The sequence below is a fragment of the Pseudocitrobacter sp. RIT415 genome (genome assembly GCF_003057695.2).
Lineage (GTDB): Bacteria > Pseudomonadota > Gammaproteobacteria > Enterobacterales > Enterobacteriaceae > Pseudocitrobacter > Pseudocitrobacter faecalis.
Genome location: NZ_QBJC02000001.1, coordinates 247242 through 262532 on the forward strand (window position 1 = coordinate 247242; position 15291 = coordinate 262532).

The 15291-nt window shown below is 54.0% G+C and carries 20 protein-coding genes; 4 read left to right on the forward strand and 16 right to left on the reverse strand.

What is annotated here, in order from left to right:
- Positions 1-74: 74 nt before the first annotated feature.
- The 3 genes from yfcD to yfcF are packed head-to-tail and all read right to left on the reverse strand — an operon-like array spanning position 75 to position 1934.
- Positions 75-626, reverse strand: a complete 552-nt coding sequence (gene yfcD, locus DBY68_RS01065; RefSeq protein ID WP_108473583.1) for an NUDIX hydrolase YfcD — start codon at positions 624-626, stop codon at positions 75-77.
- A gap of 55 nt (positions 627-681) precedes the next feature.
- Positions 682-1233, reverse strand: coding sequence for a phosphodiesterase (gene yfcE / locus DBY68_RS01070; protein ID WP_108473582.1), 552 nt, complete (start codon positions 1231-1233; stop codon positions 682-684).
- A 56-nt stretch (positions 1234-1289) separates the two neighbouring features.
- Complete coding sequence (gene yfcF, locus DBY68_RS01075) at positions 1290-1934, reverse strand: glutathione transferase (protein ID WP_108473581.1); 645 nt, start codon at positions 1932-1934, stop codon at positions 1290-1292.
- 149 nt (positions 1935-2083) lie between these two features.
- On the opposite strand from yfcF, the gene yfcG reads away from it, so the two are divergent.
- From yfcG to DBY68_RS01095, 4 genes are all read left to right on the forward strand, one after another.
- On the forward strand, positions 2084-2713 hold the full coding sequence (yfcG, locus tag DBY68_RS01080) for a GSH-dependent disulfide bond oxidoreductase (protein ID WP_108473580.1): 630 nt from the start codon (positions 2084-2086) through the stop codon (positions 2711-2713).
- A 58-nt stretch (positions 2714-2771) separates the two neighbouring features.
- Positions 2772-3134, forward strand: coding sequence for a dihydroneopterin triphosphate 2'-epimerase (folX, locus tag DBY68_RS01085; protein ID WP_015963638.1), 363 nt, complete (start codon positions 2772-2774; stop codon positions 3132-3134).
- Between the two features lie 21 nt (positions 3135-3155).
- Positions 3156-4058: a TIGR01777 family oxidoreductase gene (locus DBY68_RS01090; protein ID WP_108473579.1), complete on the forward strand. Its 903-nt coding sequence runs from the start codon at positions 3156-3158 to the stop codon at positions 4056-4058.
- 283 nt (positions 4059-4341) lie between these two features.
- Positions 4342-4848 carry a GNAT family N-acetyltransferase gene (locus DBY68_RS01095; protein WP_108473578.1) on the forward strand — a complete coding sequence of 169 codons (507 nt, stop codon included), beginning with the start codon at positions 4342-4344 and terminating at the stop codon, positions 4846-4848.
- 26 nt (positions 4849-4874) lie between these two features.
- Here DBY68_RS01095 and hisP read toward each other — a convergent pair whose 3' ends face one another.
- The 13 genes from hisP to hybA form a co-directional block, all read right to left on the reverse strand.
- On the reverse strand, positions 4875-5648 hold the full coding sequence (hisP, locus tag DBY68_RS01100; RefSeq protein ID WP_108473577.1) for a histidine ABC transporter ATP-binding protein HisP: 774 nt from the start codon (positions 5646-5648) through the stop codon (positions 4875-4877).
- Positions 5649-5655: 7 nt separating this feature from the next.
- Positions 5656-6372 carry an ABC transporter permease gene (locus DBY68_RS01105; protein ID WP_108473576.1) on the reverse strand — a complete coding sequence of 239 codons (717 nt, stop codon included), beginning with the start codon at positions 6370-6372 and terminating at the stop codon, positions 5656-5658.
- Positions 6369-7055, reverse strand: a complete 687-nt coding sequence (locus DBY68_RS01110) for a histidine ABC transporter permease HisQ (protein ID WP_108473575.1) — start codon at positions 7053-7055, stop codon at positions 6369-6371. The genes DBY68_RS01105 and DBY68_RS01110 overlap by 4 nt, the downstream gene beginning before the upstream one ends.
- 68 nt (positions 7056-7123) lie before the next feature.
- Positions 7124-7906: a histidine ABC transporter substrate-binding protein HisJ gene (gene hisJ, locus DBY68_RS01115; protein WP_108473574.1), complete on the reverse strand. Its 783-nt coding sequence runs from the start codon at positions 7904-7906 to the stop codon at positions 7124-7126.
- Positions 7907-8138: 232 nt separating this feature from the next.
- The gene (gene argT, locus DBY68_RS01120; protein WP_108473573.1) at positions 8139-8921 is read right to left on the reverse strand and encodes a lysine/arginine/ornithine ABC transporter substrate-binding protein ArgT; all 783 of its coding nucleotides are present in this window, start codon (positions 8919-8921) and stop codon (positions 8139-8141) included.
- Positions 8922-9215: 294 nt separating this feature from the next.
- Complete coding sequence (locus DBY68_RS01125) at positions 9216-9785, reverse strand: UbiX family flavin prenyltransferase (RefSeq protein WP_108473572.1); 570 nt, start codon at positions 9783-9785, stop codon at positions 9216-9218.
- Positions 9786-9866: 81 nt separating this feature from the next.
- Positions 9867-10115 (reverse strand): hydrogenase maturation factor HybG, encoded by a 249-nt coding sequence (gene hybG / locus DBY68_RS01130; protein ID WP_108473571.1) that lies wholly within the window; start codon positions 10113-10115, stop codon positions 9867-9869.
- A 12-nt stretch (positions 10116-10127) separates the two neighbouring features.
- Entirely contained in the window at positions 10128-10469 is a 342-nt protein-coding gene (hypA, locus tag DBY68_RS01135; RefSeq protein ID WP_108473570.1) for a hydrogenase maturation nickel metallochaperone HypA, read from the reverse strand.
- Positions 10462-10953 carry a hydrogenase-2 assembly chaperone gene (gene hybE, locus DBY68_RS01140; RefSeq protein ID WP_108473569.1) on the reverse strand — a complete coding sequence of 164 codons (492 nt, stop codon included), beginning with the start codon at positions 10951-10953 and terminating at the stop codon, positions 10462-10464. The genes hypA and hybE overlap by 8 nt, the downstream gene beginning before the upstream one ends.
- Complete coding sequence (locus DBY68_RS01145) at positions 10946-11440, reverse strand: HyaD/HybD family hydrogenase maturation endopeptidase (protein ID WP_108473568.1); 495 nt, start codon at positions 11438-11440, stop codon at positions 10946-10948. The genes hybE and DBY68_RS01145 overlap by 8 nt, the downstream gene beginning before the upstream one ends.
- Positions 11440-13143, reverse strand: coding sequence for a hydrogenase 2 large subunit (hybC, locus tag DBY68_RS01150; RefSeq protein WP_108473567.1), 1704 nt, complete (start codon positions 13141-13143; stop codon positions 11440-11442). Before hybC ends, DBY68_RS01145 begins: the two co-directional genes overlap by 1 nt.
- Complete coding sequence (hybB, locus tag DBY68_RS01155) at positions 13140-14318, reverse strand: Ni/Fe-hydrogenase cytochrome b subunit (protein ID WP_108473566.1); 1179 nt, start codon at positions 14316-14318, stop codon at positions 13140-13142. The genes hybC and hybB overlap by 4 nt, the downstream gene beginning before the upstream one ends.
- Positions 14308-15291, reverse strand: a complete 984-nt coding sequence (hybA, locus tag DBY68_RS01160; protein WP_108473565.1) for a hydrogenase 2 operon protein HybA — start codon at positions 15289-15291, stop codon at positions 14308-14310. Before hybA ends, hybB begins: the two co-directional genes overlap by 11 nt.

Consider the following 15291-nt stretch of genomic DNA (forward strand, 5'->3'; position numbering starts at 1 on the left):
GGCGAAAAAAAATCCAGGGGTGTAAACCTCTGGATTTTTTTATGGGCGCGAGACGCCATCACATTTGCCGTACGCTACTCTTTGTCAGCCGTTTCAGGCTCATGCGACTGATTCTTCGCATTGCGGCTCATCCACAGCGCCAGCGCTTTTAGCGAGTCTGCGGTAAATTCGTCACAGCGGGCGGTGATCTCTTCCGGCGTCAGCCAGCACACTTCGCTGACCTCTTCTTCCTGCAATGCAAACGGCCCGTGCGACACGCAACTGAACAAGCTTCCCCAAACGCGGCAGTGTTTATCTTCAAAGTAGAACTGCCCATGGTCGGCAAACGGCACACCGGCAATGCCAAGCTCTTCTTCTGCTTCGCGACGCGCGGAGTCCAGCATCTGCTCATCAGACTGCACCACACCGCCTGCCGTCGCATCCAGCAAGCCAGGTTGGTAATCTTTGGTATCGGTGCGACGCTGCACCAGTATCTTGCCCATACCGTCATGAACGACAATATAGGTAGCACGATGACGCAGACATTGAGCCCGCATCTGTTCACGGCTGGCCTGCGCGATAACCTCATTGTCTTCGTTGACGATATCAACCCATTCCGTGCTTGCCAAATGATTCTGCTCGACCATCAGAAAACCTTCTCCAGGAGCGCTCTTGCGGCGCATTTTACGTTTGTCGGCTAAATTACGGGTTAATCACAACCTCTGCAATAACCTGTTGATCATTGAGTGCGAAAACTTGCAATTTATCGCCATCCAGCATGCCGTAACTGGCGACATTTCCGCCTTTCGGGATACTGACCGAGCCAGGATTAAACAGGAAAATCTCGCCGCGCTTCTCGGCAACCGGAAGATGCGTATGTCCAGAGACCAGCACATCGCCCGCCGCCAGCGGCGGGGGGTTATCGGGGCCAAAGAGATGACCGTGCGTCAGAAACAAGCGCTGTTTTTCTGTCAGGATCTGCTGCCAGGGCGCGGTGATGGGAAAGTGCAACAGCATCTGGTCTACTTCGCTGTCGCAATTGCCGCGAACGGCAATAATCTGGCTCGCCAGCGGGTTGAGGCGTTCGGCTACCTGCGCCGGTGCGTAGCCTTCAGGCAATGCATTACGCGGCCCGTGATAAAGGATATCGCCAAGGATAACCAACCAGCGGGCGTCGCTTTGTGCAAAGAGTGACAATACGCGTTCAGTCGCGGGCAGAGAACCATGAATATCCGATGCAAACATCAGCTTCATTTATCAAATCTCCACACATGAAAACCGTACTATCATAATGGATTCCGTTCGTGTTTTCAGCCTGCGCGTTTCGCTGAAAGCGCAACGTAACGCAGAACAGAAGAACGCTGCCACTGGAACTCGGCGTAATCAGCAAGCGCCTGCGGGACATCATCCCCGTTCAGCACCAGGCGATTAAGCATCAGCGCCAGGTCCGTATCCGCGATACACCATTCGCCAAACAAATTTTGCTGCCCGTGAGCCAGTAACGCGCTCGCCGTGTCAAACAGTTTAGCGGCGCTTGCTTCTCCCGCGCGGGTTAATGGCGGTTTTTTTACACCAGCAAATACCACATCCGTTGAGCGCTCTTCGCGAATCGGCATCAGGTCGCTGCGCAACCATGCCTGAATTTGCCGGGCCCGGGCGCGTTTTTGAATGTCGTGAGGATAGAGCCGCTCCCACTGCGGCGGGGCAAAGCGCTCATCAAGGTATTCAGTGATTGCCGATGACTCGCTCAACTGGAAGTCATCGATTTCCAGCAGCGGCACGCGTCGCGTCTGGCTATAGCCTTTCCAGCCTGACTGAAGATGTTCACCGTTATTCAGCGACACGGATTTAAGGGTGAACGGCAGGCTTTTTTCCTGCAGTGCCACGTAAACGGATAAAACATAAGGCGAGAAAAAATCGGAATCTGACCAAAGGGTAATAGCAGGGTTGCTCATAACATACTCACTGTCTGATGGCGATAAATCAACATATCCTGTCTTTTCACGCTTGTCACTTATCGCCACCATGAGGATTTTGCATGTCATCCCCGTGTCGCAACTGAGGCCTATACTTAGGTCACACCCCGCCACAAATCGGAGAGACGATGATAGACCTCTACTATGCGCCCACCCCGAACGGCCACAAAATAACGCTTTTTCTGGAAGAAGCCGAATTGCCCTACCGTTTGATTCGCGTCGATATCAATAAAGGTGAGCAGTTTAAGCCGCAATTTCTCGCCATTTCGCCGAATAATAAAATTCCGGCAATAATTGATCATCAACCGGAAGACGGCGGTGCCCCCTTTAGCCTGTTTGAATCCGGTGCCATCTTGCTTTATCTGGCTGAAAAATCCGGCAATTTGCTGAGCGGCGAACTGCGCGAGCGCCATACGACGTTGCAGTGGTTGTTCTGGCAGGTCGGCGGTCTTGGCCCGATGCTGGGGCAGAACCATCACTTTAATCACTTCGCCCCTCAGCCCGTCCCCTATGCCATTGAGCGATATCAGGTGGAAGCTCAGCGCCTGTATAGCGTGCTGAATCAACGCCTTGCCAGCAATCCATGGATTGCTGGCGATCACTACAGCATTGCCGATATTGCCTGCTGGCCGTGGATAAACTCTCACGTTCGGCAACGTATCGATCTTGCCGCTTATCCGGCAGTGCAAAACTGGTTTGAGCGCATACGCCAACGCCCGGCCACCGCGCGTGCCATGCAGCTGGCCCAGCCCCATTAAGCAGCCGATTGCTTTCGTGTATGATGGCTGAGACAACGATAAAAAGGAGTAATCTGCAATGTCTCAGCCAGACGCTATTATCCGCATCAAAAATCTTCGCCTGCGCACCTTTATCGGGATTAAAGACGAAGAGATAGCCAACCGTCAGGATGTGGTTATCAATATTGAGATTCGCTACCCGGCAGACCGCGCGCGCAACAGTGAAGATATTAACGATGCGCTGAACTATCGCACTATCACCAAAAACATCATTAGCCACATTGAGGGTAACCGTTTCTCACTACTGGAAAAATTAACTCAGGATGTGCTCGATATCGCACGTGAACATCACTGGGTCACCTATGCTGAAGTGGAGGTCGATAAACTTCACGCGCTGCGTTACGCCGACTCTGTTTCCATTGCTATGAGCTGGCAACGTTAAGCGCTTCCTGACGGAGGTGGCATGAAGATTCTGATAACCGGCGGTACCGGGTTGATTGGCGGCCATTTAGTTCCGCGACTGCTGGAACTGGGCCATGCGGTGACCGTGGTTACCCGCAGCCCTGATAAAGCCCGGCAGCGTTTTGGCTCGCGCGTTGAGATCTGGAAGGGGCTTGACGACAAGCGCACGCTTGATGGCATTGACGCCGTCATCAATCTGGCGGGCGAGCCGATTGCCGATAAACGCTGGACTGATGCGCAAAAACAGCGGCTGTGCGAAAGCCGCTGGCATATTACGGAAAAAATAAGCACATTAATTCAGGCCAGCGAAACACCGCCTCACGTGCTAATTTCAGGTTCTGCGACGGGATATTATGGCGATCTCGGTGAAGTTGTGGTGACGGAGGAAGAGCCGCCGCACAATGAATTCACCCACAAACTCTGTGCGAAGTGGGAACAGATCGCCTGCACCGCGCAAAGCGATCGTACTCGCGTTTGTCTGCTTCGCACCGGCGTCGTGCTGGCGGCAAAAGGCGGCATTCTCGGCAAAATGCTCCCACCGTTCAAACTTGGGCTTGGCGGGCCAATCGGCACCGGTCGACAATATCTGGCGTGGATCCATATCGACGATATGGTCAACGGCATTTTGTGGTTGCTCGATAATCCACTTCGCGGGCCGTTTAATATGGTTTCCCCCTATCCGGTCCACAATGAACAATTCGCCCATTCCCTCGGCCATGCGCTACATCGCCCCGCGATTCTTCGCGTTCCCGCCACGGCGATCCGCCTGCTAATGGGAGAATCGTCGGTGCTGGTGCTGGGTGGGCAACGCGCCCTGCCAAAACGGCTGGAAGAGAGCGGTTTTGTCTTCCGCTGGCACGACCTCGATGAAGCGCTAGAGGATCTTTTAGGCTGGGGGAAGTGAGAGTGATGACATTGCCTGATGCGCTACGCTTATCAGGCCTACTATATTTTTGCAATATATTGAATTTGCAATATTTTGTAGGCCGGATAAGGCGTTTACGCCGCATCCGGCAATAACAAAGCGCACTTTGTCAGCAATCAGGCGCCTTTAAACTGGGGGCCTTTGTAAACCTTCATGTTCTTATACCATGGTCTTAGCCATCACCACGCTGCACTCAAGAGCCTGTAATCCCACACGTTGAGGTGTTAAGGTACTCGCTTCTTTACCCGTTATGGCATTGAATATGATTACCCTCACCACGCCGCGTCTGTTGCTCTCATCCTTCAACGCATCTGACTGGCCCTTTTTCCTGCGACTTCGTCAGGATCCTCAGGTGATGCGTTATATGGGCGAGGTGTTGAGTGAAGCGGCGCTGCGCACGATTTTCGACGCGCGCTGTGCCGATAGCGGCGTATTCGTTCTGCGTGAAAACAGCGGTGAGCCAATCGGTGATATTGGCTTGCGCATCAGCAGTAAAAATCCACACGAAGCCGACGTCGGCTATGCACTGTTACCGGGTGCGCAGGGGAAAGGCTATGCCCGCGAAGCACTGAGCGCTATCTGCCAGTACGGGTTTACTGAACTGGGTGTCAATGCCATTAATGCCTGGGTGCTGGGCGAGAACCGCAGCTCTTCGCGCCTGCTGGAAAAACAGGGGTTTGTGCGCATTCAGGTACTGGAAAATGCCTATCATCTGAACGGTATTGACTACGATGACTGGGTCTATCGGCTGGAACGTCCACACGAATAGCCCGGCGGGGAGCCGGGCTGAGAAGATTACTTCAGAGAACCTTTGAGGAACTGCTGCAAACGCGGGCTTTGCGGGTTATCGAACAGTTGTTCCGGGGTACCCTCTTCCTCAATTTTGCCCTGATGCAGGAAAATAACATGTGACGATACGTGACGGGCAAAGCCCATTTCGTGCGTCACCACTACCATGGTTTTCCCCTCTTCCGCCAGTTGCTGCATGATGCGCAGCACCTCGCCCACCAGCTCCGGATCCAGCGCGGAGGTCGGCTCATCAAACAGCAAGACTTCCGGCTCCATCGCCAATGCACGAGCAATCGAAACACGCTGCTGCTGGCCGCCGGAAAGGTGCACCGGATATTTCGCCTGCTGGCGCGCATCAATGCCCACCTTCGCGAGATACTTTTCCGCTCGCTCGCGCGCTTCCTGCTTGCTCAGGCCCAGCACCTGAATCGGCGCTTCCATCACGTTCTCAAGCACCGTCATGTGGCTCCAGAGATTAAAGTGCTGGAAGACCATCGTCAGACGCGTACGTAGCAGGCGCAGCTGATTTTTATCAGCGACTTTCAACTGTCCGTCTTTATCCCGTACCAGCCCGATATTCTGACCGCTCACCACAATCGTGCCTTCGCTCGGTTTTTCGAGGAAGTTAATACAGCGCAAAAACGTACTTTTCCCCGACCCGGACGAACCAATAATAGTGATCACATCACCGGCATCCGCCTTCAGTGATACCCCTTTCAGCACCTCGTGTTCGCCGTAGTGCTTATGCAGATCGATTACGTTTAATTTATTCTCAGGCATCGTGTTCTCAGTGCGAAGAAGAAGGTTTTACATGCTGCAACCAGCGTTTTTCCGCTTTGCGGAACAGAGAGATCAGCACATACGAGATAATCAAATAAAGCACCGCCGCGATCCCAAATGCCGTAAAGGGCTGATAGGTGGCAGAGTTGATATCTCGGGCAATCTTCAGTAAGTCCGGCACGGTGGCGGTGAATGCCAGCGCCGTCGAGTGCAGCATCAAAATCACTTCATTGCTGTAAGCCGGCAGCGCAATACGCAGCGCCGACGGTAAAATAATGCAGCGGTAAAGCTTAACGGAGGAGAAACCATAGGCGCGCGCCGCTTCAATTTCACCCGCCGGTACCGCGCGAATCGCGCCCGCGAAAATCTCGGTTGTATAGGCGCAGGTATTCAGCGTGAGCGCCAGCACCGTACAGTTCAGGCCGCTGCGGAAAAAGGCGTTCAGCAGTTCGGTGCCTTTCACAATTTCGAGCGTATACATGCCGGAGTAGAACACCAGCAGTTGCACATACAGCGGCGTGCCGCGAAAAATATAGGTAAACAGCCACACCGGGAATCGGATGTATTTATTGCTGGAGACGCGGGCAATGGCGAGAAACAGCGCCAGAATGCCGCCCATCACCACCGAAGAAATCAGCAGCCACAGCGTAATGGCAACGCCCGTGAAGCGATACCCATCCGTCCACAGCAGGGATTTCCAGTATTCCTGAATAATGTCAATCACAGGTCAGCCCTCTTCACGCCCACGGAGTAACGGCGTTCGAGCAAGAGCAGCACACCATTGGAAACGGTTGTAAATACCAGATAAATCAGGCCACAGACGATGGCGAAATAGAAAGGCTCCCAGGTACTCTTCCCGGCCAGCTGTGTCGCTTTCACCACATCTTCCAGCCCCAGCAGCGACACCAGCGCTGTCGATTTGAGAATAACCTGCCAGTTGTTGCCAATTCCCGGTAGCGCGTAGCGCATCATCGCCGGGAACAGAATGCGACGGAACGTCTGCCCGCCGGTAAAGCCAAAGGCCGTCGCCGCCTCGATGTGCCCTTTCGGCACCGCCATAAACGCACCGCGGAAGGTCTCAGTAAAATAGGCGCCGTAGATAAACCCAAGCGTAATAATACCGGCAATCATCGGGTCGATGTCGAACTGGCTTAAACCGAGTGAATCGGTGACCACGTTCAGCGCCATCTGTAACCCATAGAAAATCAACAACATCAGCACGAGATCTGGCACGCCACGAATCAGCGTGGTATAGCCTTCAAAAATCAACGCCAACAGGCGATTATTGGAAAGCTTTGCACCAGCCCCAACCAGGCCGATAAGCACCGCCAGTACCACTGAGCTGATTGCCAGCTCAAGCGTCACCAGCGCGCCCTGAAAAATGACTTGTGAAAACCCGTAAAGCATTCAGCCTGCCCTGTCTTATTATCACCGTCGCCCCATTCAGAGGCGGGGCGACGGGTGGTCAGCGACGGTTATTCGCCGTATACGTTAAAATCGAAGTACTTTTTCGCCAGCTTGTCATACGTGCCGTCAGCACGCATTTCAGCAAACGCTTTATTCAGCGCTTCACGCAGTTCGTTATCTTCTTTACGCAGGCCCATACCGGTACCCACGCCAAACAGTTTTTCATCTTTGATGGACGGGCCACCAAACGTGTAATCTTTACCAATTGGCTGCTTCAGGAAACCTTCGCTTGCCGCGACTTCATCCTGAAACGCCGCGTCAATGCGCCCCGCGGTCAGGTCAGAATAAATGTTGTCCTGGCCCTGATAAGAGACAATCTCAACGCCTTTTGCCGCCCAGTGTTCATTACCGTAAGTTTCCTGGGTCGTCCCCTGCAGTACGCCGACACGTTTACCTTTCAGCGTGGTGAGGTCTGGCGTCACCGGAGAACCTTTTTTCACCACCAGGCGAGAATCCGCTGCATAAAGCTTGTCGGTAAATGCGATTTCCTGCTGACGTTTTTCGGTGATAGAGAGCGAAGACATAATGGCATCGATTTTCTTCGCTTTCAGAGACGGGATCAGCGCGTCCAGCGGGTTCTCAACGAAGGTACATTGTGTCTGGATACGCTTACACAGCTCTTTTGCCAGATCGATATCAAAACCAATCAATTCACCCTTCGCATTCTTTGATTCAAACGGTGCATAGGTTGGGTCGGTGCCAATTCGTACTTTTTGTGGGATTGCTGCGAAAACACTCGAAGCGCTGGAAAGCGCCAATACCAGAGAAAAAGATAACGCCAGCTTTTTCATATTTATCCTCGACTGCCTTTGATTTCTGCGGGTTTGTCCAAAAAATCCTGAGCAGTTATCGTGCCACTTTTCAGCCCAGAATGGCAAAGCATTCTGCCCTGTCTGTTGGCTTTTTTCTCACTAAAAATGCGTATTTATGCAGGAATGCACCACTTTTGTGCACAGAGTGCACAACATCGAGACATTGGCAGCACCAATGCACCATTAAAGTGCATTGGTGCTGTCGGGAAAATTAATCCCCGTAGACGTTGAAGTTAAAATACTTCTTCGCCATTTTGTCGTAAGTACCATCTGCGCGGAGCTCAGCCAGTGCTTTATCAAAGGCCTGCTTCAGCTCAACATCATCTTTACGCAGGCCAACGCCTGTGCCGTCGCCAAAGAATTTTTTATCCTTCACGGAAGGCCCGGCGAAGTCAAAATCTTTCCCGGCAGGCTGCTTAAGGAAACCTTCACTGGCGGCCACTTCATCCTGCAATGCAGCGTCCAGACGACCCGCGGCCAGGTCGGAGTAAATCAGGTCCTGGTTCTGGTACGCCACGACATCAACGCCTTTGCTGCGCCAGTTCTGGTTCGCATACGCTTCCTGAGTCGAGCCCTGCAATACGCCGACGTGCTTCCCTTTCAGTGAGTCCAGCGTGGGCTGGATAGGCGAACCTTTTGCGGCAATTAGACGGGAATCTGCCGCGTAGAGCTTGTCGGAGAAGGCAATCTCCTGCTGGCGTTTTTCGGTGATAGAGAGAGAAGAGATAATCGCGTCGATTTTCTTCGCTTTCATGGAGGGGATCAGGGCATCAAAATCACTGCCGACCCAGGAGCACTTCACCTGCATGCGTTTGCACATCTCATTACCCAGATCGATATCAAAGCCGATGAAATCGCCTTTAGCATCTTTGGACGAGAACGGTGCATAGGTGGTGTCGGTGCCGATGCGGATACTTTGCGGCAATGCGGCAAACGCGCTGGAAACGCTGCCAAGACCGAGCAGTAAAGAGAGAGCCAGAACCGTCTTCTTCATACATACCCCTTTAAAAATCGTGATGCAGTGAGCTGCTATCTAATAGGTTGTGTTGTGTGTTGCAGACCAACAGTGCAGCTTTTATGCCATCTTTATCGTCAGCGCTAACTTTGACGTTAAATATGTTAATAAAAAGATGCAATATGGTAACAAGATAGGAAGATAGCAGTTCGGACACATAATCCGCAGCAGTAAAACGCAAAATGCGTGATTAAATATCGAGGATTTGATCGGCGTTACAAAATCGCCCTGCAACAGGGCGAAAAGCACAGATGAGCACCACACTGGTGCAGTTCAGGCACCTTGCCAGCGGGTAAAGAGATCGTGTGGCAGGTCGATATTGAAGAGATCGAGAACGCGGTTAACTGTCTGATTTATAATATCATCAATGGTTTGTGGGCGATGATAAAACGCCGGAACAGGCGGCATAATCACCGCGCCAATCTCGGCGGCCTGAGTCATTAAGCGCAGATGCCCAAGATGCAGCGGTGTTTCCCGCACGCAGAGCACCAGCGGGCGATGTTCTTTGAGCACCACATCCGCGGCGCGGGTCAGCAGCCCATCGGTATAACTGTTCACAATGCCGGAAAGGGTTTTCATCGAACACGGCAGAATCACCATGCCCATGGTTTTGAAGGAGCCCGAAGAGATGCTGGCGGCGATATCTCGCGCATCATGCACGACATCGGCAAAGGCCTGCACCTCGCGCAACGAGAGATCCGTTTCCAGCGCAAGAGTTTGCCGCGCGGCCTGGCTCATCACCAGATGTGTTTCAATATCAGGCACGTCGCGTAAAACCTGAAGCAGACGAACGCCGTAAATTGCGCCGCTGGCACCGGATATTCCAATAATAAGTTTTTTCACTGTGACTGCCCTTTTTGCGTAATGCTGCAACGTAGCAGGATTATAGCGTCCTGGGCCAGTTCAACGAAATTAAACCATTACTTACACCACCGTTTCGTCAAGTTCCATCTGCCGCAGCGCAGCCAGCGTCGCCTGCGCTTCGGCTTCATCAATAATGCTCATGGCAAAGCCCACGTGCACCAGCACCCACTGCCCAACGAGGTCGGCGGTGTCGCCTTCGCAGATAAGCGCAATATTCACATCGCGTTTCACGCCGCACACTTCCACCTGCGCGAGCTGGTGAATATCTTCACCCACGGCCAGCACCTGGCCCGGTACGCCAATACACATAATTAACTCCGGTTATTCCACTTCAATACTTTTTACCCGCAGCGAGTCGCCCGTATCGACGCGCAAATTCGCACTATCACACTGTGGGCAATGCGCATCATGCTGGGTGATTTCCACCGCGCGGCTGCAATCCCAGCACCAGGCCTGCGCGGGGCGGTACTCAATATGCAATTCACAGCCCTGCGCGACGGTATTCTGACAGACAATATCAAAGCTGAAACGCACGGCGCTCTCTTCCACGCAGGAGAGCGCACCGATCTCGAGCCATACGCCCGTCACGCGGTTAACACCGTGCTGCGCGGCCTGCTGCTGGATGATTTCCACCGCGCTCTGGCACAGCGACAGCTCATGCATCCGCCACGCTCCGACGGCCAAACAGCAGCGAGCGGCGGCTTGTCATGCCCGGCGCATCCGGGTTGCTCACCGGGAGGGAAAGCAGCATCCGCGCACAATCATCCACCAGCCGCAGCCCCTCTTCCACCGCAAGCGTTTTAGGTAGCGGTGACAGCAGCGAGCAGGAAAGATATTGCGAAACGCCCTCCAGCTCGCCCACGGTAAAGGTCATGATGCCGTAAGGCAGTTGCAGCCCCAGTTTTTCACTGACGGTGCGACGCGGCCAGCGCTGCTCCGGGCCGGGAAAAATAACCGCGCTCAGCATCCACGGGGTGATAACGCAGCCCGTCCATTGCCCTTCAAAGAGCGTGAAGTCTGAGACAGACACTGGCATGGTTGGGTGCAAAAAAGCCAGGTCATGCATCGAACGGCGCGCCACTTCCTCAAAGGCTGCCTGCACCAATAACTGTGGCGATGCTGAGAAACCGGTAATTTCATCAGACATGCGTTTCCTCCCGGGCTACCACCTCAACGCCCGATTCGCGCAGCGCCAGCAGCACCTGCTCCAGCGCCGGCGTAATCATCGCTTCTACGGTTGGCGTTAAACCGATATGGGGCTCAAGGGATTCAGGAATAACGCCCACCAGGGTGAGTTTTTTCGGAAATTCGCCGGTGAAACGCAGGGCCGACAGAACGTCGGCCAGTCCAAGCTGATGCGGGGAGATTTTGTTGGTAAACAGCGCCGGAACTTCATCATCGCGCAGCACCATAATCGTGCCCGGCGCATTTTTGCGTGAGACAATGGCATCGGCAATAATCAGATGATCGCGATCGGCCATATCCCCCAACAACTCCATGCCGGCCGTACCGCCGTCAAGTACCTCGACGTAATCCGGCAGGATGTAACGCTGTTCCAGGGCTTCAACAATACGCACGCCGATTGCCTCATCGGTGAGCAGAATGTTGCCAACGCCTAACACTAGAATCCGCATCACAGCACCTTCACCGCGACAACATCGTTGCCGTCGGCGTCCACCACATGCACCGCGCAGGACATGCACGGGTCGAAAGAGTGAATCGTGCGCACCACTTCCAGCGGTTTTTCCGGATCGGCAACCGGCGTCCCCACCAGCGAACGTTCATACGGGCCAACTTCGTCGTTGAAATTACGCGGGCCGGAGTTCCAGGTGGAAGGTACAACCGCCTGATAGTTGCTGATAATCCCGTCTTTGATCACCATCCAGTGCGACAGCATCCCGCGCGGCGCTTCGAGGAAGCCGACGCCTTTAAACTCACCGGTGGCCGGGATATTCGGTTTCACAAAAGTGGTATGGTCGCCCTTGCCGATGTTAGTCACCAGCGCACTATACTGATGCTGCAGAATATGTTGCAGTTCGCAGCAGTGAACGGTACGCCCGATGATGCGACCAAGCGTAGAGTGCAGTTGCTCTACACCCAACGTTTTACCCGTCAGTTTGGTATAAATGGCGATGATTTCATTGAGCTTCGTGTGGGTAGATTCGCGTTTTGCCGCCAGTTTACACAGCATGTTCGCCAGCGGCCCCACTTCAACGGTTTTACCGTAAAAGGTCGGCGCTTTCACCCAGGAGTATTTTCCATCGTCTGACCAGCCGGTGTAGTTCGGCACGGTGGTGCCTTCCCACGGTGCCTGCGGCGATTCGTCTTTATACCACGCGTGCTTCGCGCTCTCCTGGATCCCTTTAATCAGAAACTCATCAGACTGAGAACTTATCGGGCGATAGGTTGAGAGATCGCTGTTGGTGATATAGCCGCCCGGGAAGAGGAAGCTGCCGTTTTTACCATCGGTCGGGAATTCCGGCGTAGCAAGATAGTTCACCGCCCCGCGACCGCGCTCCAGCCACTCAGGATAAAACGCCGCAATGACCGCAGTATCGACTTTATAAACCTGCTCAACGAAATCGCTCAGTTTGTCGATAAAGGATTTGATGTACATCAGGCGTTCAAGGTTCAGCACGCCCAGGCCATCCAGGTTGATTGGGTTCGCTACGCCGCCAACAGCGAGGTTCTGAATGTGCGGCGATTTACCTCCCAGCAGCGCCACCACGCGGTTCGCGTCACGCTGGCACTCCAGCGCCTGAAGATAGTGCGCAACAGCAATCAGGTTTACTTCCGGCGGCAGTTTCATCGCCGGGTGCCCCCAGTAGCCGTTTGCGAAAATGCCTAACTGGCCGCTGGCAACTAAGTCCTTAATTTTATTTTGAACCTTCGTAAACTCTTCCGCGCTGTTCAGGTGCCAGCTCGATACACCGTTCAGCATCGCCGAGGCTTTCGCCGGATCCGCTTTCAGGGCTGACGTGATATCCACCCAATCGAGCGCCGAAAGCTGATAAAAGTGCACGATGTGATCATGCGTGGTGTGGGCCGCCAGAATGATATTGCGGATATGCTGCGCATTCACCGGCACATCAATTTTCAGCGCGCTTTCTGCCGCACGCACGGAGGCAATCGCATGGGTGGTCGTACACACGCCGCAGATACGCTGAACAATCATCCAGGCGTCACGCGGATCGCGATTTTTGACAATCTCTTCCATGCCGCGCCACATGGTGCCGGACGCCCAGGCCTTAGACACCACCCCATTTTCAATTTCGCAGTCAATACGCAGGTGCCCTTCAATTCGGGTTACCGGGTCAATCGTAATTCTCTGGCTCATGCTTTGCTCGCCTCATGACGCTTGTTGTCGTTTTGTTTTAAAGGGGGAAGTATCGGCAACAGACGAATGAGCAGAATGTATGCACAAATCTCAATTGCCACAAAACCCATAGAAATCAGCAGCTCTTCCCAGGTCGGGAAGTAGTGGTAACCGCCACCGGGGTTGAACGCTACCAGTGAATAGGAGATACGCCAGGTCGCACAGCCAAGCAGCGCGCTCAGTGCGGACAGGTACAGCATGCGCGAATCATTACGCAGTTTCCCAACGCGCAGTACCACCAGCGGGAAGAGCATCAGCAGCGCTTCCAGCCAGAACAGGAAGGAGTAGAAATCCCCTGCAAAGGCATACGACAGCTTGTGACGATAAATCAGCTCGCCTACGCGTAACACCAGGAACAGGGCAAGCAACACGCTGGCGGTATTCATCAGCTTCACAAACAGCGATTTCTCATCCGGCCCTCTTCCCCGTAGCCCAGTCTGCACCAGCGAACCTTCAAACACCACAATGGCGAAGCCCATGATGAAAGCGGTCAGCACCGAGAACAGCGGCAGCATCTCGTAGCTTTGCCACAGCGGATGCACTTTATAGCCCGCCGAGATCATCAATGACCCCATGGAAGACTGGTGCATCGTCGGCAGCAGTGCGCCGAGCGCGATGATGAAGAACATCAGTTTATTGAGGAACTTCAGCGGTACTTTCCAGCCCATACGTTCCAGCAGCGCGGGCGCAAACTCCAGCGCCATCACGCCGATATAGATGGTCATACAGACGGCGGTTTCAAACAGCACCGAGTTAACGTTAAAGTGCCCCGGAATGTAAAAGTACGGCAGGTTCCAGTAACGCCCAACGTCGATGGTAATCGACAGTCCACCGAGGGAATAACCAAACAGGCTCGCCAGCAGCGCCGGACGCACCAGCGGGTGATAACGCCCTTTGTTGAACACATACACCGCCCAGGCCAGCGCCCAGCCCCCGCAGGCAAAGCCGGTGCCGATCAGCAAATCGAAAGCGATCCAGATCCCCCACGGGTATCCACCGTTAAGATCGGAAACGGAACCCAATCCCCAGATCAGACGTTTGACGATCATGATCAGGCACAGCACAGCCAGCGGCGCGAAAATAATGATCGGCTTGCTGATAATTTTCCCGCCCAGCGGTTTTGGATCATGACTCATGATCGTCTCCTCCTTCGTGAGGGCCGCTCTTCGTATTGCGACGCACCAGCACGGTTAGCCCCGCCAGCAAAGCAAGCGGCAGCATCATGCCCTTATAAACCGTGTGTTGAACATGCTCGGAACGTGCACCAGTAGAAAGCTCATCCAGCTTCGGCAAGCCCAAATTCTCATAGGGCACACCGGTCAACACCATCACCTGCGTTCCTCCCCCCTCTTTCTCTCCGTAAAGATGTGGATAGTAGTGTGGTACCGTATGCAGGTAGGTATCCCCGGTTTTCAGGGTCTGACGCGGGTAGTGGTATTCGCTTCCCGGCTTCAGGGCCAGACGTTTTTTCGCCTCCGCCATCAGTTCTTCGCGGGTGCCAAAAATCACCGCGCCCGCCGGGCAAACGGAAACGCAGCCGGGTAATCCGCCTTTATCCAAGCGTTCAACGCCCTTCTGGTTGCACAGTTCACACTTGTGAATCGCACCAAACGGGTTGTTGTAGTCGTATTTCGGCACGTTATACGGGCAGGCGACCATGCAGTAGCGGCAGCCGGTGCAGACATCTTTGTTGTAATGCACGATGCCGGTTTTCGGGTCTTTTCTCAGCGCCTGAACCGGGCAGACGGAGACACAGTTGGGGTCTACGCAGTGCATGCACTGTTTTTTGATGTAGGCGTACCCGTTCTCTTCCTTGTCTTTGTTGACGCCCGTTCCACTACGCCACACCTGAATGATGTTATTGGTGTAGGGCGAAAGTTTGTCGTTGTTGGACCAGGTTTGTTCGCCCTGCGGATTGCGTGCCGGGAAGTTGATATTCTGGCACTCGGTCACGCAGGCCTGGCAGCCGACGCAAAGTGTTGAGTCGTATAGCATGCCCAACGAACCCGGAATGGGCGGGCGGTTTTCCGCAGCCTGAGCCACGGAAGGCGCAGCCCCCAGCAGAAATGCGCCACCGGAGGCAGCTTTAATAAAGTGTCTTCTGTTCAC

Coding starts and splice junctions, on each gene's coding strand:
- hisP (WP_108473577.1), bottom strand. CDS start 5,648: ATGCCTGAGAATAAATTAAACGTAATCGATCTGCATAAGCACTACGGC.
- yfcG (WP_108473580.1), top strand. CDS start 2,084: ATGATAGACCTCTACTATGCGCCCACCCCGAACGGCCACAAAATAACG.
- hisJ (WP_108473574.1), bottom strand. CDS start 7,906: ATGAAAAAGCTGGCGTTATCTTTTTCTCTGGTATTGGCGCTTTCCAGC.
- hybG (WP_108473571.1), bottom strand. CDS start 10,115: ATGTGTATTGGCGTACCGGGCCAGGTGCTGGCCGTGGGTGAAGATATT.
- DBY68_RS01090 (WP_108473579.1), top strand. CDS start 3,156: ATGAAGATTCTGATAACCGGCGGTACCGGGTTGATTGGCGGCCATTTA.
- DBY68_RS01095 (WP_108473578.1), top strand. CDS start 4,342: ATGATTACCCTCACCACGCCGCGTCTGTTGCTCTCATCCTTCAACGCA.
- folX (WP_015963638.1), top strand. CDS start 2,772: ATGTCTCAGCCAGACGCTATTATCCGCATCAAAAATCTTCGCCTGCGC.
- yfcD (WP_108473583.1), bottom strand. CDS start 626: ATGGTCGAGCAGAATCATTTGGCAAGCACGGAATGGGTTGATATCGTC.
- yfcE (WP_108473582.1), bottom strand. CDS start 1,233: ATGAAGCTGATGTTTGCATCGGATATTCATGGTTCTCTGCCCGCGACT.
- hybE (WP_108473569.1), bottom strand. CDS start 10,953: ATGTCTGATGAAATTACCGGTTTCTCAGCATCGCCACAGTTATTGGTG.
- DBY68_RS01110 (WP_108473575.1), bottom strand. CDS start 7,055: ATGCTTTACGGGTTTTCACAAGTCATTTTTCAGGGCGCGCTGGTGACG.
- hypA (WP_108473570.1), bottom strand. CDS start 10,469: ATGCATGAGCTGTCGCTGTGCCAGAGCGCGGTGGAAATCATCCAGCAG.
- argT (WP_108473573.1), bottom strand. CDS start 8,921: ATGAAGAAGACGGTTCTGGCTCTCTCTTTACTGCTCGGTCTTGGCAGC.
- hybC (WP_108473567.1), bottom strand. CDS start 13,143: ATGAGCCAGAGAATTACGATTGACCCGGTAACCCGAATTGAAGGGCAC.
- DBY68_RS01145 (WP_108473568.1), bottom strand. CDS start 11,440: ATGCGGATTCTAGTGTTAGGCGTTGGCAACATTCTGCTCACCGATGAG.
- hybB (WP_108473566.1), bottom strand. CDS start 14,318: ATGAGTCATGATCCAAAACCGCTGGGCGGGAAAATTATCAGCAAGCCG.
- yfcF (WP_108473581.1), bottom strand. CDS start 1,934: ATGAGCAACCCTGCTATTACCCTTTGGTCAGATTCCGATTTTTTCTCG.